Below are 22919 nucleotides of genomic sequence, written 5' to 3' on the forward strand. Positions count from 1 at the left end.
CTCGCTTCAAGGTCATACCTGCTAGCTTAAGAAACGGGCCGTAGGGAACCGAGGAGGGCCGTCGTGCACGACATTCAACATCTATTTGACACTGAACAATTCGATGTAGTGAATACGCTTCTTCAGGGCCGGACCTCCACCCCGGTTGAAGAGCGTTTCCTAGGCTTGTCCCTGCTGTACACCTTTCAATTCGAAGCGGCTGAACGCCCCCTGGCGCGGGCTGCATTCCAAGGCGATTCAGAAGCCCAAGTCGAATACGGCAACCTCCTGCGCATCCTTGGACGGCACACAGAAGCCCTCCAACAGTTTAAAACCTGCTTTCCATTCCTGACCGGAGAATTGCGTGCCCGGGCCTTAAGGTGGTGGGGGGTCACGCTGTTTAGTGAGGGCCAGCATCAAGAAGGTCTGGCCATGGTCAAGCAAGCCTGGGAGGGGTATCTGGGTGGGTCTGACCTCCCTGCCTTCGCCCGAGTCAGCATGACGCTGGCGGAGATGCACCTCAAAGCAGGCAACCCAAGGCGTGGCGCGACCCTGCTCCAAGAGGTGCTGCGAGACTTGAAAGGCTCCGCCGATACCGCACCGCAGCTCAGCGCCCTGAAACTCCTGGCCGAACTCCAAGTCCTGCAAGGCAACTTCAAGCAAGCTCGAGCGTATCTGCAACAAGGTCAGGCCATCTTGCTTGAACATCCGTCCACACGTCAGGAAGTTCATTTGCTCAGCGTCGAAGCCGATATTCAGCGGCTCACTGGGACGGATACCTCCGACGCCTTACTGCAACGGCTCGCCCGACTGGCACACGACCTCGGGGAAGAGAATCTCATTCTCTGGGTCACGACGCGTCTGGCGGAGTGGCAAAGTGCCCACGGGCAACCAGGGCCAGCATTGGCCACCTTGTTTGGGTACCCCAGAATGAAGCCAGATTGGCCCTTGGAATTGTGGTTGACCAGTGGATTGCTGGCCCGCCGCCGAGGTGACCCGCACGCCGCGATGCAAGACTTTGAGCAGGCGATCACGCGGTGCCGGGAGGCAGGACGCACTCCGGAACTGATCCGGGTTCTGCTGCATGCCGCTGCAGCAGCCCACCAACTCGGAGACAGCGCGCGGGTGGCCACCCTGCTCCGGGAATGCCTGACCCTGATGCTGCACTTCCGGCAATTCAGCCCGTATGCGCCCGATTTCGAGGAGACGCAGCAACTCCTGCAATACGCCATCCTCGAGCCGGAGATTGCACCGTACCTAGAGCCGCTGCACGATCAGATCGCGCATTTGATCAATAGCCCCATTGGCGCGGCCCAGAATGTCTCGACCCTACAGATCAACACGTTTGGACAGCCCAGCATCACCGTCGATGGCAAACGCCTCGAACTCAATCGCCCCGGCAGTATTCCGCTCCTCGCCTACTTGCACCAGCATCCTGGCCGAACCCGAGCCGAGATCCAGCTGGCGATGTTCCCGGACAAAAGTCCGGAGAATGGCGCAGGGTATATCCGGCAAAGCTTTCAAGATCTTCGCCAACAGCTCGGACGCTCGGTGATCGAGTTGCGAGGCTCCGCGCGTTCCCCCACGTATTTCCTCGCCCCAGATGTCCAAGTCACTGTGGATCTCACGCACTTCTGGGACGCGGCGCGGGAGCGAGATGTCTCCCGCATGGTCGGGTTATATCGCGGCCCGTTTCTGGCGACCGCCGAGTTCGAAGGCTTCCGGTGGGTTGAGGACGTTCGACTTGAAACCCACGCGGCCATCACCTCGGAACTCAGAGCGCAGATCGAACATTACCAGCACATTCGTGATGACCGCCGTGCTGTGTTGCTGATGACGAAGTATCTCGAAATCTCACCGGATGAGGGTGACATCCTAGAGCTGCGCTTACAACTGGCGAGAAGCTGCGCGAGCCCGTTTGAGATCGCGAAGTATGAACTCGCCATGCGTCAGTTCAAGAATTGAGGTTGCGCCATCAGTGCAGCGCTTGCGGCTGAGGGGAGAGCGGCGTGTCAACAGCATGTCTCTGACCTTGCAGCTCAACGAGAACGTCGGAGAGCGGCACGTGTCGTCGAGCGCAAAGTTCCCGGATCTCCAGCGCCAACAATTCAGCTTCAGGGAGCAGCGCTGGAGCAGACACCTGGAGATGTGCCAGTGACTGCCCGAACGCTTGACGCCGGGCGAGCGTGACCGCTTTCAGATCCAGTTGCGTGAAGCTCTCGTCCGCGGCGGCCTTACTCCGGATGACACTCACGGCTGTATTCAGATGCACGCCTTTCAAACGGCTGGCCCGCTCAGCCACGCCCAGTGACAGCGCCTTGCTGCCGATCAACTCCAGGACATCTGTGGGCAGACTGAGCAGGGCCAGACGTGCCCGAATGGTTTGGATGGGCACACCCGTGTTGGCCTGTAGGCTCTCCAAGCTCAACTGCTTGGCCAGACGTTCGAAGGCTCGGGCCTCATCAACTGGGTTAACCGAGCGGTTGTGGTCGCCAGCCAAGACCAGCGCCCAAGCGGTCTCGGTCATTTCAGTTCGGCAGTAGACGTCCGCTTGAATCTCTGTCCAGCCAAGTTTGCGCGCGGCCGCCACTCGACGATTGCCCGCGTGGATGACCAGATGATCGCCCGCCCACTGCTCCACGAGGATCGGGTGCAGTTGGCCGACAGAGCGCAGACTGCCAAGCAGATGGTTGCTGGCCCCATGCGCATTCTCCTGCAAGGCCGTCAAGGGGATCAGGGTTCGGCGGGGTTTGGGCAGATCGACAGTCAAGAGGGTGGGCATCACTTTCGCAGGACTAGGCTTGGGGGACATACGGGAACATGGCCCCACGTGGTGGGGCCACAGTTCATCGCCAGCCAGTGGTCTGCGCTTCGAGCAGCAACCGCATGCGCTCGAGGTGATCATCAGGAATCCAGAGTCCGGTGATGGGCAGGGTCGCGTACACGGCTTGAGCTTCCAGCAGGAACACCAGACTCTGATGCTGCTGAAACCCGGTCACACTGAATCCAGCAGGCAAGGCGAGACCGAAACCTTGAACATGAGTCTCCAACAGGCTTGGAGGACAGGGCACGACGAGGTGGGTCAGGCCATTGGCCAGCCGGATGGTCAAGAAGGTTCCGGGAGATAACGGAATCCCTAATTGCCAGAACGCCAACCCAACCGGTGGGTGCAGACCGTCAGTCAGTGGAAAGGCGGGTTGGATCAGGAACGCCGCCTGGGTGAGCCGGTCACGTAAGGAGAGGATCATTCTTCCGCCACGAAGACTGGCAACCGGCTCTGGCCCGCCCGCGCTTCCCGACTCGCCTGCACCTGGGGGTCTGGATGGGCAATCACGGTCAAGGCCGTAATCGGCACAATCATGAAAACCGCCAGCCCAAACTCCGGTGTCCCAGGCAACGGTGTCCGGACTCGGTAGCTCTGCCCCCCAGAGAGCTGACGCTGATCTGTGCCCAAGTTGGCGACGGCATGCCAGGCCAATCCGAGACAGCCCTGCGCGGCGGTATGACCCTGGCCGCAGGGGCAAGCGAAATCCGGCAAGTCTGTGGGCGTGAGCACGTCGGCATTCGTGACGGCCGCACGGGGGTGCATCAGGTACAAGCGACTGTCCCGGGTCAGGTTATGGACGGGTGCATTGTGACTGACTTTGCGGGAGACACCCATCCGCCTGGCTTCCTCAATGAAGTCCGCCACTTCCGGGTAATGGCTCTCGCCCACCCAGTCCAGGACATGCGTGACCCCATGCTCGTCCTGGAAGGTAGTAATGCCAATGGCGCTGATGCCCCAGACCTCGGGGTCAACGCGTTCCGGCAAGTCCACCAGGAAGTGCTGGATCTCGGAGCCGCCGATCACTTGGCCGCTTTCGAGGTAGAGTTCTCCGGCTTTGCGTCCACTGCCGCACAGGCGTGCGCCACCGTGCGCTCGAATATCTGCTGCTGTCATACGCGCTGCTGGCCCGAGTTCACCTCGGGCCACGCGTGCAGCATTTCTCGAGAAACTACACCTTAATATATAGGTGTCATTTTTTCAGGGCAGGTTTGAGCGAGAGCGGGTGACTCGCACTGACCCCGAAAGGCCACGCGCCGGCCCCGTCTGTTCGGACTGGGGAAGACTGTGCAGGTCATAACACTGAAGTCTGATGGGGGTTGGCGCTTGCGTTGAACAAGGCGCGCCCACCCGATTACGCGACTTGCGCCAGGGCCCTGGTGCGTTCCGCTTCCCACAGTTCACTGCGGACTTGCATCAACAGGCGACCAAGATGATTCTCGCCCACCCCATTGCACACGCCCCAGAACCGGTCATCCCAAGTATTTCCTTCGACAATCTCCTGTTCCCCGGTCGCCAGCAGCAACGCCCGATAGCTGGGTCGTTGGAATTTCGCGCGCAACAATTCCAACATGACCGTGAGCTTGATGTCCTCCCAGTCCTCACGCAGGGTCGCTTGCCGTCCGAGTTGTTTCGCGGCCGCCGGACTTGGAGCCAGGAGAATCCGTAGTCGCTCTTCCGGTATCAGGGTCTTCGCTGCCGCAAACGCCGCCTCCACACTTGGGTACAGTTGTCCACCCAACCGAATCTGGACAGGAGCGAAATTACTCAAGGGCGTGCCTTTCAAAGAACGGATCATACCGACGCGTGGCCTGAACACTTCAGGCCACACCTGAGCAGGCAAGGTCATCACAGCCCAATCAATTCTTGTTCCCCTTCTCCTTCCGCTTCGGCGGCGTTCGCGCGCAGTTTGTCGCACACCTCGGCCCACTCTTGGAAGGTCTGGTCGTCCATGTTCAGACAGGGGCAAGCCTCGTTGGAGGGAGGCAAGCGTCGCCCGCACCTCGAGCAGATGAAGCCGTTCACGCCTGTCCTCCCCCGTGCCCGAAGACAGCCTGCGCCGTCACGAACACAGGCGTGTGGGAAGCGCAGGAACAACCACGATGCACTGGGTACAGATCAGTCTTTAAAACTAAGATCGTCATGCTGAGTGGTGGCCTGTGGTGACAGGCCAAGACTCGTTGAGTCCTAAGCGGGAGCGGGAACTCGCACTGGCCGGGGAGAGGCCACGCGCCGGCCCCGGCTGTTTACGTTCAACCCAGCGGGCCGCTTGTCGGCGCGCGTCCAGACCCAGCCCCATCAGTCACGTGGGTGAAGGTCAATGTGGCGAGGCTGGTGCTTGACCGAAGGGGCCGCCCGCCTTGCGCGCCCTGAGCGCGCCCTCCCCGCCCCATCAGCGGGAGCGATCAGGAACGCCCGTGCGCAAGCCGCCGCCGCCTTACAAGGTCAGGTGTTGGGCCGAGGTCAACCGGAGCACCGGTTCCAACGCGGAGCGCAACGTCTCGCGATCAGCCGGCAACAAGGTGGCTGAAGGGCGTGCCCCATCCGGGCCGTACAGTATGAAGCCAAACCGTCCCGTCCGCGCATCCCGCCCGAACGTGATGACCTCGGTGTGAGGGAAGGTCTGACGAACAAGGGCACGCGCTATCTCGGTGAGGGTCATGCGTGTAGGTGGCCCACAGAGTCGCGGGCCACAGGTGATGTTCAGCGCAACGCAGTGATGATCTTCAGGACGACGTGCTTGAGCCGAGCACGCAACCGGGCGTCCCCCGCTGACCATAATCGCGAGACCTCTGCACGCCGAACCCTTTCCCCAATCACCAGCCTGACCTCGGACACTTCCAACTGTGCGTCTACAGTTCCATCCGTGGTCGGCACGCCGGAGACCTCGCCCGTGATGAAGACCAGGTCATCGCCCCGATTGAGATGCGCCTGCAAGACTGAGCGCGTGACCTCGCCCGGACGCCATACGGTCGCCTCCAGACCTGGCCGCAACCAGGCCACACCGAGGATGCCGCCCGTGAACTCCAGCTCGTCCGCGCTCGGAGTACAGGTCAGGTACACCGTGGGGTCGGTGGGCAGGGAAAACAGATCCGGGTGCACGGTCAGGGTGCTGGCATAAGCGAAGAGCAAATCCATACGGGCTGCTGGCCTGAAGCGGAGCGCGGGCCACGTCTGTGCCCAGCGAACTCCGCCCCGCCGGGCCTCCCCTTAGAAGGGCAGATGCTCGTCCGCGCAAATCTCGGCGATGGTGAAGTGCCGACCGTGCGCTTTCCCCTGCCGCAGGAAGCTTGCCTCTGCTTGTCGATCAGGCGCCGTGAAGTGCGTGATCCGTTGATGGAACGCCCGATGCCCCTCTGCACTCTGGCCGTGGAATGTTGAACGCCAGGCCGCACGGGTGGCTTGCAAGATGACCCGACCCGAGTGCGGCCACCACATGTCGCGGCGCCCTTGCTGCTGAGTGCGAGTCACGCGCACCGAGAGAACCGACAGCGCTGCGTCGATCCCCCTCGGGTCACTCGCCTGGTAGGTCACTGCTTCTGCGGCCGGGTGATGCATCGAGCGCAAGACGCGGGCGGCCCGGAAGGCTTGGTCGCGCGTCAAGGTCAAGGTCTGTGCGCCAAGGGGGACATGCCGGTGAACACTGATGACGCTGGCGTACTCAAAGGCCTCGTGATCCAGGAGCACCGTTTGCTGCCGAAGGTCGCCCGCCCAGGTCAAGGTGATGGTGCGGGCGGCCGCATCATGACGCACGAAGAACTTCTGGTCTTGGGCGCGCAGAGTGACGGGCTTGTGGTTGCCGACGGTGAAGTTAGGTCGCAGAGACATGCGCACCCTGGGCCCGGAGCGGAGCGCGGGCCACGTCTCCCGCAGAGCAACTTGGCCCCAACTCGGGGCCAAGACTCTTGGGTGACTTACCAGGCGTGGTCGCCGTACAGAGCTTGATGCCTTTGGTATTCCATGATGTCGCTGAGTGAATCTCCGTCGGCGCGCATTTTGCATCGTTCGGCCAGGAGATCGGGACGATCATTCCTGTAGCGATCTTCCGTGGGTTCGGGGCGCACCCATCGGCGGCAGCCCTGCGCTACCGCCCGGGTCACCGTGCGAGGTTCAATCGCCCACGGCTGCGTCTCACTTGGGCCGAGTCGTACGCAACTCCGTAAATTTCGGAGCGACGCACGGAACTGCACCTGACCTGTCACGAGCAGACTCGGGGCCCGGAAGGTCAATGGGTCGAAGGGCCCATGGTCAATCATGAACAGTTGCAGGGTGGTGCGCACTTCCTCCTGGCCTAACTTCACGGTACAGGGGTGCAGACGAACGAACTTGACTGCACGCGAACAACATCTGCGCGACTGAACAAAGTTGACTTCACTCTGAACAAAATTGATTTCATTCATCGAATATTCCTTCAGGTGTCGGGAACCAGGTGCCCTTCGGCGAGGGGCGTCCCGTGTTCTCGTTCAGCAACTCGGTGGCCCAGAGCGGAGCGCGGGCCACGTCTTCCTCAGAGCAACTCGGCCCCACTAGGGGCCAAGTTCTTCAATCGGCAGCTTCGGACAACCGCACGGCGTTCACGCGTTGCCCGGCCTGCACCTCCATGACATCCAGCGTCCGTGCCGCATGACCCGCCCGTTCCGGCAGCCGGTCCCGACGCAGGATGCACGTCACCTCCACTTCCGTTCCCGCCGTGGCGTCCATCAAGACGCCTTGCTGATCCCGCCAGGCTTCGAGATTGAAGAAGTGCTTGTCCACTTTTCCTTGCACGGCCACTCGGGCTTCAATGACACCCACAGGTTTCGTGACAGCGGGTTTGACCAGGTGCCCGCAAAATGTGAACGCGTTCTCGGCGCCTTTCAAGAACAAGGTCTCGCCTTTCTTGATCGTGTGCTCGATCTCGATGGGCTGAGCGCGCACGCCATACACCACCACGTGACTCGCTTTCTCCGCGCCGACCTGCCAGGTTTCATAGGCGGCCTGAGCCATGACCCGCAGGGCGGTGCCGACGATGGGGAGTTCGGGCAAGCAGGAGGGCAGGAAGCGTACGTCCCGAATCCATGTGATGCCGAGGTGTCCATTCGGGGTGATGCCGGCCAAGCGCACGAGGGTGCCGCTCTTGGCGGGAGTGACAGCGAGGACAAGACCAGTAAGGAATCCTTTCATACGCTTGCTTGGCCCGGCGAAGCGCGGGCCACGAGTGAAGGCGTCAACGCCGGGTGCGAATGATCAGGCCAGAGACTGGGGGAGAGGTCAGAGCCGCTTGTACTTGATTCGCTTGTTGCAAGGCCCGGTGCGCGTGGACTCGGGCGGCGAGGTCAGCTTGAAAATCTTTGGGATCATTCGCTGCTTGGTGAGCTGCTTGATGTGCGGCGGCGAGATGGCGTTCGGCGAGGAAGAGACAGTGCAGGGCAGTCATAGGAGCGAATGGCCCTCTCGGGGGCCACGCGCAGGCGAGTTACGGTTGGGTGACGAAGACCACTGTGCTGAGGGTGATGGTCTCGACTGGACTGGCACTCATGACCTTGGGCGGTGAGACAGTGGGGTGCAGCGCGGCGGCGAGGATCAGGGTGAGCAAGAATCGCTTCATGCTTCTCCTTGGCCGAGCGCCTCGCGCTGGCCCCGACTGTCAGTTCAAGCACAGGCCGATGCCCTGGTACGCCGCCGGGGTGCCGTACGGTTGCACCATCCATGTCCGGTAACCGTCGAAAAAATAATCACCCGGCTGAACCCGAACATGCCCTTCACTGTGGAGAAGCAGGACATCCCGGTGCGCGACGTTCAGACTCAGGGCGCCTGCCAAGGTCTCGCATGCTTCGGCAGGAGTGGGTCGAGTGACGACCGCTTCGGCGAGCGTCTGGGTGTCGGAACCGTTCGGACGATGAAGGACGAGATAGTAGTAAGGCATAGAAGTCAGTGGCCCAACACAGGGCCACAGGTGCAGGGAGGTCAGTCCATGTCAGGGTGACACAGCCCACCGAGGTGTTTGACAAATTGGCCGGGCGGAGATTTCTGCACGAGAGAAATCAGCAAGGGGAGTGGATGCCCCAGGACGCGCTCGACATCTGCAGCGAGTTCCGTCAACCCGTACGTGCTCTTGCCGGCCGGATGCTCGAACATGCTGTCGTAGATCGGGTCAGCGTCCGGGGAACGAAGATCGAAGACATCCAAGAAGTGCACGCTCAGGGCTGGATCGTATCCGGCGGCGAGTTGGACGAAACGGCCGTGGGCGTCCAGGGCGTTGATCATCAGGCGGCTCATACGCACTCCGGGCACGCGCCCCGCGTGGGCCAAAGATGGAAAACACCCGCCTCAGATAACACTCATGGATAGGATCACAGGTATGATTTGTAACTTACACTAGTTGACGCATTAAACCAAAGTATAGAATCAAGTTTAAAAAACGTGACATGTAAACCCTGCACGCCCCGCCACACGAAAAAAACGCAACTCTGAAACCACCCAAAACGACAACTACGTGTCAGTTAAATGTAAAGCCCCATTTTATGTAAACGTAAACCAGACTACACAATTTGAGGTCAGCTTGGACGGACTATTTCCCTCATAAACAGACCTCTTTTCACACCATCGCACCCCCAGTTTCCTGATTGACAACTGCGGTTTCCTGATTCGCAACCGCAGTTTCCTGATCGACAACTGCGGTTTCCTGATTCGCAACTGCGCTTGCTGGAATGGCAAGTGCTCTGAGCCCCTCTCCCCTCAACGGTGGCGCACTTCGCGTCACCCCAAGCGCCCGCACACTTAAGCCATGCCACCTTATACCGCACAAGATTTAGCTCAGCGTCTCCACCTCACCCGCAGCGTCATCACGCGCTGCTTGCACGCCTACGAAGAGGCCGCCAACCTCACCCTGCCGCGTGACCCGCTCTCCGGACGCTTCTACCAACTGGACACGCCCACGTTTGAATTGATGGTCAAGCTCATTCAAGAATGTCAACAGAACAAGACCTCCCTGATCTCCGGCGTGCGTCTCGCCACTCGACTGATCACGCAAAAGCTCGTGACGGTTTCGTATGTCGCCCTTGACCCAACCACTCAGCCTCCCCAGGCCCGCACGCTGGAAGACTTGACCAACGCCGAACTCCGCCACGCACTCGTGGACACCACCGACCGCCTGTGGAAATTGACTGAGCACCTCACCCGCTCATTGCCCCGCGTGACCCCGGCACCCGCACCCGTCACGCCTGCCGCCGTCCACCGCCCCGACTGAAGCTCGGTCTCAAATAGAACAGGAGGATGCACGTGCATCCTCCTGTCTTCTGCGTTGCTTTGCCTTGAGGTCAACCGGTCAAGGTGGTCTCGCGTGCCGTCCATCGTCCCGCCTGCGCCACACTGACCTGTATCCCGTTCGGCAACCGCCCTGCCGCCACTGCTTCAAACGCTGAGGCGAGTTGCTCGAAGACCACATACTCGCCGCGCCCCCGCACCAGAATGCCCAGCGACGCGATAGGTGGGCCGGTCAAGCCTGCCTCGTTGCGTTTGATCAACGGCCAGAGGGTGCGCTCCTCGGCTTCCTCGTACGCACTGGCCAGACTGCCCGCGTGCCAGGTCATCACTGTCCGCGCTCCTCGCGAACGCGCGTAAGCAATTGCTCTGGCATCCTCTGGACTGCTTACCTCATCCACCACCATCCACCGGGGCTGAAAGTTCTTCACCGTCTGATTCAGTTTCGGAAACTGCTGCGTCGGATCCCCGATCATCACTCGACTCAACCAGTCCGTGGTCGGATGCGGCACTTCCCCGTCGCCCAAGATCTCGTTCGATGAATCGTTCACGAACAACCGCCCCGCGAACCGCTCCCCTAAGATTCGGAGCACGTCGCGGAGGAGCGCCGTCTTCCCGGAACCCGGCAGACCCAGGATGATCAAGCCATCTTCTGCCCACTCGATCCATTCCCGGAGCGGTTCTGCTAATCCCGCGAACGCTTTCGCCACTCGGACGGTGACCAGGTTCGTGTGCCCGGCCGTACTCGCCATCCGCCCGAACCGGTGCAACGCCCCCTCCAATCCGAGACGGCCATCCGCTCGCCACTGCCCGACCGCATCCAGAATCTCCATGTCATCCTTGTTCAAGATCACCGGGTAGATCACATGCGCATGTCCGTACAGCACTTCCACTGGGCCATGCAACTGCATCTTGATCTCCTCGACCTCTCGAATCCGGCCCGCGACCAACGGCTTGACCCGTGGCGGCAGTTTCTCTAGGAGGTGTTCAAACTCCTGATCCGAACTCAGGTCGTAGACCGCTTGAGCTGCACACTGCACCTCCCGCGTGACCCGAGCAATCCCTGGCAAGATCCGGATCGCCTCGCTCATCGCTGCATCACCAGTCCACCGGAACGACGGATGGCGTCGTAGGTGCCCAGCACAAATTGCACATGTGCCACTCCACGTGCACTCGCGTACCCGGCCCGGACATTGCCCGGGCCATCGTGGTAGGCCAGGATCGCGTGCGGCCAATCCTGAAACAGCTCCCACATCTGCCGGAGGTATCGCGCGGAGCCGTACAGGTTTTGAGTGGGATCAAACGCGTTCGTCACCCCGAGCTCCCGAGCGGTGCCGGGCATGAGTTGCCCTAAGCCTTGAGCGCCGACCTCACTGACGGCCGAGGTGCAGTACCGGGATTCAGCCCAGATCAAACTCACGAGCAAGTTCTTGGGCAGACCATAGGCACGTTCGGCTTGCGAGGAAGTCTGTAGCAGGGTGCTGGGGATTGCCCCGCATGCCCCCGCACTGGACAGGGCAGTGAAGAGGTACAAGGAAATCAACCGGCCCTTCAATCCCATGAAGCGCCGGAGCGTCATAGGTCATCGACCGTGTGGACATTGCCTCTCTTGAGCTGGCTGACACTCCGAGCGATCAGGGTGAGCAGCACCAGGGCCATGCCGCAAGCCACGCCTGTCATGCCCGCAGCCACTGACCAGAGTACCCAGGTCAGCAGGGCGAGGAGCAGCAAGAGTTCGTAACGAAAAGGGATCCGGGCCAACCATGCATCAAGTGTCATTTGCATCTTTCCAGAGTGAGGCGGCTCGGGGTGACGCGGCGTAAATCAAGCGTCACCCGGAACAGTTCGTCTCTATAGTGCGGCGATGACGAATACGAAGTACGCCAGGCCGGCCCTCACCGCACGACCTGACCTGCTCGCGCTCATGGACACTCGACCCCTCTGGAACCTCGAACAGTTGCGCACCCTCCTGAACCTTGATGCTCCTGTGGTACAACATGTGCTCGCCGATCTCCTCGCACAAGGTGAGATCCGCTCCCGCTTTGTCGCCCCCGATCCCACAATCACTCCGGAACCTCATTACAGCCTGAACCGCGCGCGGCCTGCGGGCCTCCCTGTTCGCCCCCGCTCGGTGATCGAAGAGCAGCTCTTGACCTTCTTACTTGGGCGCAAGGAAACCTTGAAGGGCATCTGCACTGCGCTTGATCACCCCAAGCTGAAGATCATTCACGCCCTGGCTTGGCTGGACGAACAAGAGCTGATCACCTGCACCTTCGTCGGACACCTCCCGATCTTCTCCCTGCCCTTGCCCACTGCATCATCCGTACGCACGGCTTAACGCCACAGACGAGCGGCACCCACAACTTCAGGTGCCGCTCGTCTGATCTTTAACAGGCCACTTCAGTTTTTCGCGTACCGCCGTTTCAGTACGTCCACCCTCGATACTGGCCCGGGCTTCGTAACCTCTCGCGCCCACGTTTGTAACGGCGCGATCTTTGAGGCAGCCCGTGTGACTTCCACCGATCCAGCCCCTTCCTGATCCAGCGCCCGACCACTCACTGCCCATGCCCCATCCACTAAGACCCACGGCACAGGAATCTCGCCCGCGATCAAGTATGTATAGAGAGCGCCAGGTGCATGACTCACCGTCAAGAGGTAGCCGCCGGAACGCACACTACTTTCGCGCGTAATCACGAACACCCGCGTTCCCCGGGCACTCGTGGCTTTCAGCGCCGTGGCCATATCCTCCCGCATCAAACCGGGTAGCACCGCGATGACTTCCCGACGGGCATCGCGAATACTCCGCAAGGCATCCGTCACCGTGACGGCCTCCGCCATATTCAAGAGCAAAACGGCAACAGCAAGAATTCGTTTCATGGTTCCATCGTCTCAGCCGTGGGGGTGACCGCCGCATGTTCCTGCACGGCCGCATCCACCAGATGCGTCGCGGCTTGCTTGCGATCTCGGCGCGACTTGCGCGGCTCGGTGCTCGGGGTGAGCGCGGCCTCCCTCGCTTCCCGGATTGCCTGCGCGGTCACCGCTGGGGTACTCACCGGGATCAGCACCAACGTGCGCGTGCCGACCCGGCGATCCTTCAAGGTCAACGGCGTGCTCCCAAACATTTCCTTGAGCACCCCACGTGGGCATACCAGGAACGGCTGGGGCTGCTCCACTTCGAGACTGATCCCAGCTTCGACTTTGACGCCCAATGTGCTGGACTCTTCTAACACGGGCACGGGCTGAGGCTTCACCAATTCCAGGCTGGCCCGCACCTCCGGCAACTCGGCTCCTGCCGCCCTCAGTTCTTCTCGTAACGGATGGCCGTCAATGAACACACCGTTGTCCTGCATCCACCGCGTCACCGGCGCATGGTCAGGCAGGTCGACCAACTCCCGATGCAACTCTTCTGGGAGTTGCCGCATGGCGTCCTTGGTCACCCGCAATTCGGCTTTGGATTGATTGCGCTCCAGGTAACCCATCATGGTCAAGGGCCGCACGAGTGTCTCGTGCTGCAACGCCTCGGGCAGTGAGGACACGCGCACACTGAACTGGCCCTCGACCAGACTGACTTGCCCGAAGGCCCCAACGACCTGCATCAACCAATCGAACAAGGCACTCACCGGCACATGCAGGACTGGAGTTGTCACGGCAATCGCTGGAAGGGAGGCAGCTCCGCCTGTCACTGCTGTGCCCGCTTCGTTCAGGGTCACTGCTGTGCCCGCCTGAGCTGAGACGGGCAATGCCGGCACGGGTCGGGGTGGTGCACCAATTAACTTCCCATCCCGAATCAAGCCCATCGTGTACGCAATCAAACCTCCCGGACACCGCGCGACCGTCTCCAGGTACAACGCATTTAAGACATTCGTCCGGCTTCCAGGGGCAATCCCGAACCCCTCCACCGTCTTCATGCTCATCGGCGCGAGCTGCACCCGGATCGGGTGCTGCCCGTTCATGCGGATCACCGCTTCCCCTAAGGTGAACTCACTGAACTCCTCGTACGACAACAGGTCTCGCTCGACAAGTCTTGCCGTCGCACTCCGCCCCCCATCCACCAAGCTGGTGTTCTTCTCGCTGCCTGACACACTGACTTCCAGTGCGGTCGTCTTCCCGATCATGTCACTCACCATCCGGGCGTCATCCCCGTTGATCCCACGCGGGAACACCACCAAGCGGGCCACCACGTTCGTACTGATCGCCTTCCAGTACGTCTCCCCGTACACCAGTTGCCCCTGAGCATTGTTCTGAATGCCGAGGTGGTGGGCAATGTTGAACGAGCGCAAGGTGCCCATCGAACGCATCATGTAATTGAACTTCCCCATCGCAGGCAACTCGTCCATGTAATACGACAGGTGCACCCGCAGCTTCCCGCCCTGCTCGTCCGCCACCCGTAACGCGGCCTGATCAAACAGGCGCTTGTACAACCGGAACAGGATCTCGCCCGAGCCGTCCATCATGTTTTTCTGGTTCACGCCCACCATCACGAGCGTGGGTTGCCGGAAGCAATCCTCCAGCGTCACCGTCTCGTGCGGCAGGCCGCTCGTAGCCCGCACCACTTCCGCATTGAAGAACACCTTCAACGCGGAGATGATCCCGTTCTTGGTCTCCGCCCAGTTCGCATCTCCAGCTTCTCGGTATCCAAGCAGCAATTGCCGGGCCTGCGCGTCATTGGCGTTCTCAATGAACTCCATCAGGGTGTCATCGGGTTTCAGGACATACGAAATGACGTCCGCGAACGAGACCTGATCGCCGTACTCCACGACCAACAGGTAGACCAGCATGGCGATCATGAAGCGCTTCTTGTCGTTGTAGTGCTTGCCTCGCTCCTCCGTGAATTCTGGAGGTGGGAACACGGCGTCTGCGACTTCCAGTGCATCGCTGGCACTGCGGACCCCAGCCAAGAGATTGACTCGTGCGCCAGTCGGCTCATACGGACTGAACAACACGACGCGCCGACCCCGCGCGTGCCAGTACCCGATGCTCTCAAAAAACCCGGAATCCTTCTGCGGCCACTTCACGTCGAACACCACGCACGTCACGCCCAAGTGTGCCCCAAGAAATAAGGACGGCTGAAAGAACGAGGTCGTCTTGCCACTCCGAATCCCGCCCCACACCAACGTGTTCTGACACCAGTCCTCTCTCGGCACGAACAACGGCGGCAACTCCTTCGTATCAAAGGTGTTCGCTCCAACCCCAGATTTCAAGTACCCCATGAACCCCACAAAGGGATCGGCACGGGAATCCTGTCCTGGGAGAAACCGGGTGAGGCGATCCTTGCGTTCCCACATAGCGAGGCCAGGATCTTTCTCCTGCACGGGGCGCTTCTTCGGCATGAGCCGCCAGACCAGGATGGAGAAGATCGGGGGCAGGAGGAGGATCAGCCACCACCAGGCCATGCCGTCCCGGAACGCGCGAGACATCCACGGGCTGCACAAAGCATCTTGCCCACAGCCGACTGCGATGGCGATCCAGGCATCGCCCTCCACACCGAGACGGTCATCAATGCGGGTGTACTGCACGATCTGGCCGATCACATGAGCAACCACGTCACTGAACTGAACGAGCAACATGCCGATAGCCCCGATGGTGCCAACGACGAGTGTGGCGACGGGGGGCGTCATCGGGGGCAGGCGTGGGGCGGTGGGGGTGCCGACTTGTGGCGCGGTTCGAGTCATCAGAGATCTCCAAGAGGGGAAGCAGAAGAGGAGCTGGCTGTGAGCCGCTCCTCTCTGACAAAGGCGAGGTGTTACTGCTTGACTTCGGTGTCATCCACTTTCGGCGTGACGGGTGCAGGTGCAGGAGTTGCACTCGCAGGCTGAACCGGCGTGGGTGTCACTGGGGCAGGCGCGGGCTGCACTGGAGCGGGCGCAGCTGGCGCGGGCGTTGAACTCCCAGCGTTCGTTTGAGGTGCCGAAGCTGGTTGGACACGTGCAGGCTGAGCCGGAGCAGGCCGCAAACCTGCCCGAGCAGGCAGCGCACTCGCTGGCGTAGCCGGAGCCGCTGGAGCGGGCGTCGGTTTCCACTCACTCGCGCTCTGCACTGGGGCGGCCGTGACCACCCCTTGACGTCGTTCATTCCGAGGTGGTGCTGGAGCCGGCGTGACGGGCGCAGGCGTCACTGGTGCGGGTGGGGTGGCCGGAGCAGGTGTCCCGCCCCCCGCCACCGGATGAGCCGCAGTACTGACCGGTGTACTGACCGTGACATTCCCACTGAATTCACCCGCCTGGCCTCCTGCTCGAAGCCCAGCCACGGCTTGACGGTTCTGCGGGCCGTCCGCCCCACCCGCCCGAGCGTTCTGGGCGACCGCTGTGGGATTCGGATGCGCCCCTTGCCGAACCGGGGTCGCTTCCGAAGCATCCGGGTTGGCCGGCGCCGGAACAGCCGCGGCTCGGGTCCAACTTGCTTCCTCCCGCGCGGTTGAACGTGCCTCCTGAACGTCACGCACATCCGCTTTGATATCCGACACCGCTTGCCGAGCACTGGCGAATCGTTCCTGCTCCTGAGGACTAAAGGCCGCCGCAGTGATCGCCGCGCCGGTCTTGGCGGCCGCTGCTTGCAGGCCTGCTTTCGCCGTACCGACCGGGTTGGCTCTGGCCGCTTGAACGGCGGCGATGCCCCGGCCCACCGCCGAACGTGCGGCAGGTGCTGGCGTCACGCCACTGGAACTCGTGCCCGCTGTACCGCTTGGAGCACTTGGACTCGTCCCGCTCGCAGGGCTTGCACTGGATCCGCCCGTGCTGCCCGCAGCAGGCACAGTCCCAGAACCCACAGACGAACTCCCTCCAGCCGGACTCCATCCTGCGCTTGATCCTGTCCCCGTCACACTCGCAGGCGGCACATTCGACCCGCTCCCGCCACCCGAAGGGGCAGCACCACTGGTCACACTCGGCGGTGGGACCGCACCTGACCCGGCACTCCCGCTGGACTTCGCTTCCGCACCGCCTCCCTCCTTCCCGCCGTCTTTCCCGCCGCTCCCAGCGCCGAGCATCTTCTGCCCGAGGGCCCGTTGCCCGGCACTCATCGCCGCACTCGCGCCTGACATCTTCGCTAGGCCTCCCAGCACTTTCGATAACCCAGCGGTCTCCACGCCACTGCTCTCCCCACCGCCCGGCAGACTGAACATGCCCATGATCGTGGCCGGCACCCGACGCAACATCGTCGACCCGATGGAGAGCGCCACGAACAAGCACACCACCGCCAAGATTGCCCAGGTCGCCGTCTCCTTCATGCTCGCTAAGTCCGCCTGCATGGGCAACACCACATCCCGGCGTAACACGCAGCCTCCATCCAATCTCCCACACCCAGACGCCAAGGCATTCTGATAGCGCGTCAGAGATGCGGCCACGTCCGTATTAATGGTGTTGACCCGCTGCTCTAAGAAGTAGCCTGGAATGCCAATCGTGATGGTGGCCGTCAGCGCCGTAAATGGGGGCATCAGCGCAATCACCAGGACTGTCCCGAGCACACTGGCTCCCGCATTCTGCAGGCCTTTGAAACTGCCTTGCACGCACCAGGCCATCAGAATCGGCAGCAGCATGACCGTGATGACCAGCGTGACCCAGACCACCCAAATGATGCCCGCGTAAATCGCGAAAAAACCATACAGCAAGAGGTAGCCGACATTGAAGATCCAGTTTGGTCCGCCCGGCACGCCCGTAAACGAGATGCCTTCATTGCTCTTCGCGACCGCATCTGCATACAGTTTCTGCGCGAGACCGGGATCCTCAAACGCTGGATCACGCGCTGTTTTCGCGGCCTGCAACTGCATCTCCACCACGCTTGCATGCTGCGTGCGGGCCAGCAGTTCCGCGATCTTTTCGCCCAACCGCGCCGTTGTCGACGCCACACTGCTTGGCCCGTTAGATAAGGCCGCGTTCCCCAATGTGGCAGACGCGTTGTAGACCCCCCGCACCTGCGATAAAACTTCCACCTGCATGGCCCGGACAACACCTGTGCCCTGCGCAGCCGGGATCAAGAGCGAGGTGACCACAATCGCGGTGACGAGGGGGATCAACGCTTTCTCTATCCCGGAACGGGCCGCCGAGAACAGTTGCAACATCGCCAGCCCTGCGGTGATCGTCAAGCCCAGACCGGCCGCAGCCTCCCACAACCCCCATTTTGCGGTCAGGAGGACGGTTTGTGCCATCAGACAGGGTGCACTCGGTAAAAAAGCGGTCAGGGTGATCTCGCCTGCACCGGGGGCCGCCTGCGGGCACTCACCCGGTTGACCCTGCGCGGCCGCCATCCCCCACACCAGCAGCACGGCCAGTACGGTGAGTGCCCGCGCATTCACTTTGCGGCCCCCCGCATCAAAGCGCCGAAGTCACTCTGCTTCTCCCGGGATGGGTTCAGGCTCGTACTGATCCCCTGACTCAGGGCCCGCACCGAATTCTTCATGCTCCTGGCTTCCTGCTCGCGGCGCTGGGCGTCCTGATCGATCAGCATCGCATCCTTCGCCGCTGCCTCCCGATCTGTCTGCTGGTAGTGCGCGAGCAGTTGGTCGTTTTGCTCATTGGTCACCGTCTGCTGTTTGCTGAGCTGGGCGAGCTGATTGGACAAGGCATCGAAGCCCGCACTCATGGTGTTCAGCTGCTGCACGCCAATTGCGCCAACAAGTTTGGTCGCGCTGGCCGCGTCATTGGCACTGATCAGACTGGTGGCAAGCGTCAGACTGTTCTGTGCCGCTCGCTGCGCCATTTGTTGGGTGCGTTCGGCGGTCTTCGCGTTCGCCAGGGTCGCGGCTGCACTTTCTCCGAGGTGGCGCAAGCGACCGCGCATGCCTTGCAGCTCATCAATTTGCTGCAGGGCTGTCCGGTAGCCACTCACGTCTCTCTGACGCCGAGCGGCATCGGCAGTCGTCACCAGTTGCGAAATCCGGGCGTCCACGGCAGACCGCACCGTATCGACTGCCGCGCGGGGATCCGTCGCGAACGTCTTCTGGAAGTTCGCCGGCAACACCCCGAGACCACCCACCTGATTGGTCAGGGTTTGCACGTTGCTCATGACGTCATTGATGTCCCGACTGGCGAACAGGTTCTTGACCGTGTTCTTCGCGTCAATGGACGATCTGAGGAAGGTGCCAGCGGTCTGAGCAGCCTGCATGATCGGGCCGAGCGTGACCTGCACGTTGTTCATCACGCCAAGCACTTGTTGGAAGATGCTCGCGATAGGAGCCAGCATGGGGATCATGGACGCGATGCTGGTCGCCGTGTTCAGCAGGGCCATGCCGGTACTCAGGGCGGGGAACATGCCGCCGAGCCCACCGCTGCCGAAATTCGACAGCGTGTTGGCGAGATCGTCCAGGGCATCGGCACGGGCGGCGGGGGCACTCAGCACCAAGAGGCCGGTGAGGGCCAGGGTGCGCATCCGGCGCGTGGAGGGCAACGTCAGGGGTGGGGCATTCATAAAACCTCCAGAACAAAAACCATTGAACTCAGGCGAAGAGGCTGGGATCTGAGTGTGTCTGGGGACGGGGCGCTCCCCTCCCTACGCTGTGACTGGACGCTGCTCCAACTGAGCGAGATGCAACGCCGCTAGCGCTTGATCCCCCCCGAACTGCTCAGCGGCCAATGCCGTCCGCTGCTCGACTTCTTCCTTGACGCTCGTCGTCATCCAGTACGCTTCCCTGGATAACCACAACTGCCCGACGTCGCCGTCCATCACCCCGCTCGTGCTGTCTTGCAATACGAGCAGCTCTCGGTAACGTCCATCCTCACCGCCTAAACTTGCGTGCAAGGCCTGCATTGCCGGGTTCAGGTTGTAGATTTCCGCCACAGCCACACGTTCCCCGGGCGCACTTGGGAACAGAATGCGGGTCGTCGCGTTGTTGATGACCCCTTTATACGGCACGGTATCGCCGACTTCCTGCGTGACCAGGATCGGAATCACCCCGAAGGAACGCGTCAGTTTGAAGATGCGGTCAGTGAGGGTCACGATGCCTGGCAGGTCTTTGGCCACGCCCGCTTCCTCCATCACGACGACCTTCTTGCCAGGTAGGGTCAGGAGGCGGTTCCAGACGAGTTCCTGCACGAGGAGCACGCCGAGCTGCTTGGTCTGCTCACTGCCCATCATTCCGCGAATGTTCAGGTAGAGGTGCCGAGCCTGCACGTCCACGGTGGTCAGCCCATCCAAGAGCAGGCCCAAGTGGGTGCGGCCAGTGAAGGCCTGCAACTCCTGTGCGACATCCCGGAGTTCAGACGCATACCGCACGTTGCCCTGCACGGGCTCACCCCCAATCGTGTTCAGCGTCCGAACGACCTGCACAAAATCACTTAGGACACCCGTGTTCCGGTACAAGTACACCGGGCCGTCTGGTGTTTCCTGCACGTCGGACGCCCGCATGTAGAACACCCGGAGCGCGTCCGTGAGGATGCTGCGGCGCAACCCACTGCCGTCATGCACCCGCAGGGCCCGGAAGAACTCCATCAGGTAGTCCAATTTCTCCGGCCCAGGACTGTGCATCCCCGTGGGCAGATCAAACGGATTGATCACCACACGCTCCCCGTTCGGTAGCGTCGCCCCGGGCGAGATACTGATGATCGACCGGCCCGCTCCCAAGGCTTGAAAAGAAGGCCGGTAATCATCCTTGGGATCCACCACGGTCAGGCTGGCGTCGTACGCATGCACTAGGCCGGAAGCGAGCAAGTTCATGGCGACACTTTTGCCGCCCCCGGATTTCCCGGTCACCACAATGCCCGCGTTCTGCAGGCCGACGGGGGAGAGGCCGATCAGGTTCCCGTTCCGCGCGCGAAGCGTCAATACAGATGGGCCGCGCCCCGGCCACGCTCCAACTTGTGGCATACAATCCGCGGCATTCAGGACATACGCAGCCGTCTGGTACGAACTGCGTTTGCCATGAAATGGCGCATTCTCCAGAAACAGACTGATCGCCTCGGCATTTGCCACTACGGGCATACAGCCCCCCACGGCACTGAAAGCAGACAGGGTGCGTTCCACCCGCTCATCAAGTTCTTCCTGCGTTCGCGCGAAAATCGCCGCATGCAGGCTCATTTCGGTCAGGGTGTTGCCCAACTCCACTTGTTGCAAGACTGCATTGCCTTCGGCTAAGCGCCCGTAGATCTCCCGGCCCGCTTTCATACTGGGATCTCCTGCCGCCGTTTCCTGTTTGTCCAGAGATTCGTTCAGCTCTGCACGGGTTTTTGGTGCGTCCACCACCAGAAACTCGGTCATAAACGTGCTGTGCGTGCCGCCGAGGGACGTAATGATGCCTTCCGCGTCGCCAGGCCGACTGGAACCGCGCGGGCGTAGAAAACTCACGATCCCTACTCGGTGTCCACCCAGCATGAAGCAGCCGTCATGATCCAAGTCAATCGCTGACCGGGCCGCTTGCGCCCGCATGGAGGCCACTTGCAAGGTCTTGACGCCGGGCTTGCGTCCGAACAGTCGCCCGTGCTGCACCCCCGCGAAGTCCCGCTGGTCAAACTCCGCTTGGTACGGTGGTTTGGCGCTGCTCACCGTACTCGGGTTGAAGTAATCATAAATCCGTGCCCAGACATCCTCCAAGGTCATGGGCCGGGCGTGTAGGCCCCCCACCGCGAGTTGCCGCACCAGACGGCCCCGTAAGGCCAGCGCCGCATCGACATACGGGCGTTCCGCTCCATTCAGGAAGGTCGTGTGCTTCGGACGCCCTTTCAGTTGCAGGGTGAACGTCATGTATGCGTGCGTTTCTGAGATCCACTTGGTCGCCCGCATCCGCTCGTACACCGCATGATTGGCCTGCAAGATCCGTTCCAGAGGGCTGCCCTCCTTCCGGAGAGGCGCAAAGTGTTCCAGACTCGCTTGAGTCGCGGGCCGGGTCTCGAGATAGAACTTGACGGTCGTTCCCACCGGCAGGATGCTCTGCGCGATCGATGCCATCCGGTCACGGGTTTCGATCCGCACATCCGGAGTGGCGCGGGCCGCACTGACCAGTTGCAAGTTCACCCCGAAGGTCATGGTGTTCTCGCGCGTGAACACCACCCCGTCGGTCAGACCGAGGTAGGCAAGCTCGGCCGGGAGATTCCCAGCCTGCCGTAAGACTTTGACGGCATTACTGACATCACGGTAGGCCATGACTCACCGCACCCGAAAGGGGAGAGGATCCGTGTCTGGACGGGGCAGCAAGCCGCCCTGAAACCGGAGGTGGCGAAACCACAACGCCATGAAGTTCGGTGGCAGGCGCTGGCCGAGGTGACGTAACAGGGGCACAGCCACGTACCGGAACATGCCGAAGGCAGCGGGGAACGTGATCAGGGCTTTGAAGTTCCAGTCCCCCAGCATCAGGTCGAGGATGAAGTACGGAATGGCCGCCATGAGCATGGCGAGCATGACGTCCTTGAAGTCATCGAGCCCGAAGCGGGGCACCCCCTTCTTGTATTGCGGAAAGGGGGTGTCCATATCAGCAGGCGATGCCCAGGCCCTTCAGGATGCCCAAGATGGCGGGCACCAGTGCCACGATCACGATGGCGCGGCCCAGCCAGACCATCGCGCCGCGTTGACCAGTGGCGAGCAACAGCACGCCGAGCATAGCCATGCCGAGAGCAATCAAGACCATCCACTTGCTTTGCGGCAGGACGTTCATGTACCCGCACAAGACGGTGGCGGGTTTGTCCAGGTCGTTCTTGAACGCCGCGGCGTTCTGGGCGGTGCTCACGGAGAAGCGGTCAAGGACAAGGAGCAGCAGGGTGAAGCGCAAGCACAAGCGCTGCATGACGTGCAGGGTCAAGCCGGAAAACGAAGTGAAAATCCGGGTGAACAGCGCAGCGGACGGAGTGAGGATGGGGGTGGACGGGGATACGGTGTGATTCATGTCTATTGCCTCCACCTGTACGGTGAGGGGGATCGGGGTGACCGAGTGTCAACCCCCCCCATCGGCACG

Annotated in this window: 23 protein-coding genes; 3 read left to right on the forward strand and 20 right to left on the reverse strand. The window is 61.6% G+C overall.

Annotated features, from left to right (window positions below):
- Window positions 1-63 precede the first annotated feature (63 nt).
- On the forward strand, window positions 64-1944 hold the full coding sequence (locus tag F561_RS0103525; RefSeq protein ID WP_019008563.1) for an AfsR/SARP family transcriptional regulator: 1881 nt from the start codon (window positions 64-66) through the stop codon (window positions 1942-1944).
- A gap of 10 nt (window positions 1945-1954) precedes the next feature.
- On the opposite strand, the gene F561_RS0103530 is transcribed toward F561_RS0103525, so the two are convergent.
- The 10 genes from F561_RS0103530 to F561_RS0103590 all read right to left on the reverse strand — a co-directional run bounded on the left by F561_RS0103530 (window position 1955) and on the right by F561_RS0103590 (window position 9061).
- A complete protein-coding gene (locus F561_RS0103530; protein ID WP_169389485.1) occupies window positions 1955-2707 on the reverse strand; it encodes a ParB/RepB/Spo0J family partition protein in 753 nt (250 codons plus the stop codon).
- 118 nt (window positions 2708-2825) lie between these two features.
- Window positions 2826-3227, reverse strand: a complete 402-nt coding sequence (locus F561_RS0103535) for a hypothetical protein (RefSeq protein WP_019008565.1) — start codon at window positions 3225-3227, stop codon at window positions 2826-2828.
- The gene (locus F561_RS0103540) at window positions 3224-3919 is read right to left on the reverse strand and encodes a hypothetical protein (protein WP_019008566.1); all 696 of its coding nucleotides are present in this window, start codon (window positions 3917-3919) and stop codon (window positions 3224-3226) included. Before F561_RS0103540 ends, F561_RS0103535 begins: the two co-directional genes overlap by 4 nt.
- A 238-nt stretch (window positions 3920-4157) precedes the next feature.
- Complete coding sequence (locus F561_RS24690) at window positions 4158-4652, reverse strand: riboflavin biosynthesis intermediates N-glycosidase (protein WP_019008567.1); 495 nt, start codon at window positions 4650-4652, stop codon at window positions 4158-4160.
- Window positions 4653-5506: 854 nt separating this feature from the next.
- Window positions 5507-5941: a hypothetical protein gene (locus F561_RS0103560; protein WP_019008570.1), complete on the reverse strand. Its 435-nt coding sequence runs from the start codon at window positions 5939-5941 to the stop codon at window positions 5507-5509.
- A 72-nt stretch (window positions 5942-6013) separates the two neighbouring features.
- Window positions 6014-6631 (reverse strand): hypothetical protein, encoded by a 618-nt coding sequence (locus F561_RS0103565; RefSeq protein WP_019008571.1) that lies wholly within the window; start codon window positions 6629-6631, stop codon window positions 6014-6016.
- Between the two features lie 714 nt (window positions 6632-7345).
- Window positions 7346-7900, reverse strand: coding sequence for a hypothetical protein (locus tag F561_RS0103575; protein WP_157451527.1), 555 nt, complete (start codon window positions 7898-7900; stop codon window positions 7346-7348).
- A 358-nt stretch (window positions 7901-8258) separates the two neighbouring features.
- Entirely contained in the window at window positions 8259-8390 is a 132-nt protein-coding gene (locus tag F561_RS30285; RefSeq protein ID WP_281166571.1) for a hypothetical protein, read from the reverse strand.
- A gap of 39 nt (window positions 8391-8429) precedes the next feature.
- Complete coding sequence (locus F561_RS0103585) at window positions 8430-8708, reverse strand: hypothetical protein (RefSeq protein WP_019008575.1); 279 nt, start codon at window positions 8706-8708, stop codon at window positions 8430-8432.
- A 41-nt stretch (window positions 8709-8749) separates the two neighbouring features.
- Window positions 8750-9061 (reverse strand): hypothetical protein, encoded by a 312-nt coding sequence (locus tag F561_RS0103590; RefSeq protein ID WP_157451528.1) that lies wholly within the window; start codon window positions 9059-9061, stop codon window positions 8750-8752.
- Window positions 9062-9569: 508 nt separating this feature from the next.
- Between F561_RS0103590 and F561_RS0103595 the strand changes: the two genes are divergently transcribed.
- Window positions 9570-10031 (forward strand): hypothetical protein, encoded by a 462-nt coding sequence (locus F561_RS0103595; protein ID WP_019008577.1) that lies wholly within the window; start codon window positions 9570-9572, stop codon window positions 10029-10031.
- A gap of 70 nt (window positions 10032-10101) precedes the next feature.
- Here the strand turns inward: F561_RS0103595 and F561_RS0103600 are convergent, their stop codons facing one another.
- From F561_RS0103600 to F561_RS0103610, 3 genes are read right to left on the reverse strand one after another with little or no spacing between them, the layout of a single operon-like run.
- Window positions 10102-11136 carry a hypothetical protein gene (locus F561_RS0103600; protein WP_019008578.1) on the reverse strand — a complete coding sequence of 345 codons (1035 nt, stop codon included), beginning with the start codon at window positions 11134-11136 and terminating at the stop codon, window positions 10102-10104.
- Window positions 11133-11624, reverse strand: coding sequence for a transglycosylase SLT domain-containing protein (locus tag F561_RS0103605; protein ID WP_019008579.1), 492 nt, complete (start codon window positions 11622-11624; stop codon window positions 11133-11135). Before F561_RS0103605 ends, F561_RS0103600 begins: the two co-directional genes overlap by 4 nt.
- Window positions 11621-11830, reverse strand: coding sequence for a hypothetical protein (locus F561_RS0103610; protein ID WP_019008580.1), 210 nt, complete (start codon window positions 11828-11830; stop codon window positions 11621-11623). The genes F561_RS0103605 and F561_RS0103610 overlap by 4 nt, the downstream gene beginning before the upstream one ends.
- Before the next feature lie 79 nt (window positions 11831-11909).
- Between F561_RS0103610 and F561_RS0103615 the strand changes: the two genes are divergently transcribed.
- Window positions 11910-12383 carry a hypothetical protein gene (locus tag F561_RS0103615; RefSeq protein WP_019008581.1) on the forward strand — a complete coding sequence of 158 codons (474 nt, stop codon included), beginning with the start codon at window positions 11910-11912 and terminating at the stop codon, window positions 12381-12383.
- A gap of 62 nt (window positions 12384-12445) precedes the next feature.
- On the opposite strand, the gene F561_RS0103620 is transcribed toward F561_RS0103615, so the two are convergent.
- The 7 genes from F561_RS0103620 to F561_RS0103650 form a co-directional block, all read right to left on the reverse strand.
- Window positions 12446-12922 carry a hypothetical protein gene (locus F561_RS0103620; protein ID WP_019008582.1) on the reverse strand — a complete coding sequence of 159 codons (477 nt, stop codon included), beginning with the start codon at window positions 12920-12922 and terminating at the stop codon, window positions 12446-12448.
- Window positions 12919-15717, reverse strand: a complete 2799-nt coding sequence (locus F561_RS0103625) for a type IV secretory system conjugative DNA transfer family protein (RefSeq protein WP_083922290.1) — start codon at window positions 15715-15717, stop codon at window positions 12919-12921. Before F561_RS0103625 ends, F561_RS0103620 begins: the two co-directional genes overlap by 4 nt.
- A gap of 71 nt (window positions 15718-15788) precedes the next feature.
- Entirely contained in the window at window positions 15789-18335 is a 2547-nt protein-coding gene (locus F561_RS28600; RefSeq protein ID WP_019008584.1) for a hypothetical protein, read from the reverse strand.
- Window positions 18332-19447: a hypothetical protein gene (locus tag F561_RS0103635; RefSeq protein WP_019008585.1), complete on the reverse strand. Its 1116-nt coding sequence runs from the start codon at window positions 19445-19447 to the stop codon at window positions 18332-18334. The genes F561_RS28600 and F561_RS0103635 overlap by 4 nt, the downstream gene beginning before the upstream one ends.
- 81 nt (window positions 19448-19528) lie before the next feature.
- A complete protein-coding gene (locus F561_RS0103640) occupies window positions 19529-22114 on the reverse strand; it encodes a TraG/VirB4 family ATPase (RefSeq protein WP_019008586.1) in 2586 nt (861 codons plus the stop codon).
- 3 nt (window positions 22115-22117) lie between these two features.
- On the reverse strand, window positions 22118-22438 hold the full coding sequence (locus F561_RS0103645; protein ID WP_019008587.1) for a hypothetical protein: 321 nt from the start codon (window positions 22436-22438) through the stop codon (window positions 22118-22120).
- A 1-nt stretch (window position 22439) separates the two neighbouring features.
- Window positions 22440-22850, reverse strand: coding sequence for a hypothetical protein (locus tag F561_RS0103650; RefSeq protein WP_019008588.1), 411 nt, complete (start codon window positions 22848-22850; stop codon window positions 22440-22442).
- Window positions 22851-22919: the final 69 nt, after the last annotated feature.

The organism is Deinococcus aquatilis DSM 23025, assembly GCF_000378445.1.
Taxonomy (GTDB): domain Bacteria; phylum Deinococcota; class Deinococci; order Deinococcales; family Deinococcaceae; genus Deinococcus; species Deinococcus aquatilis.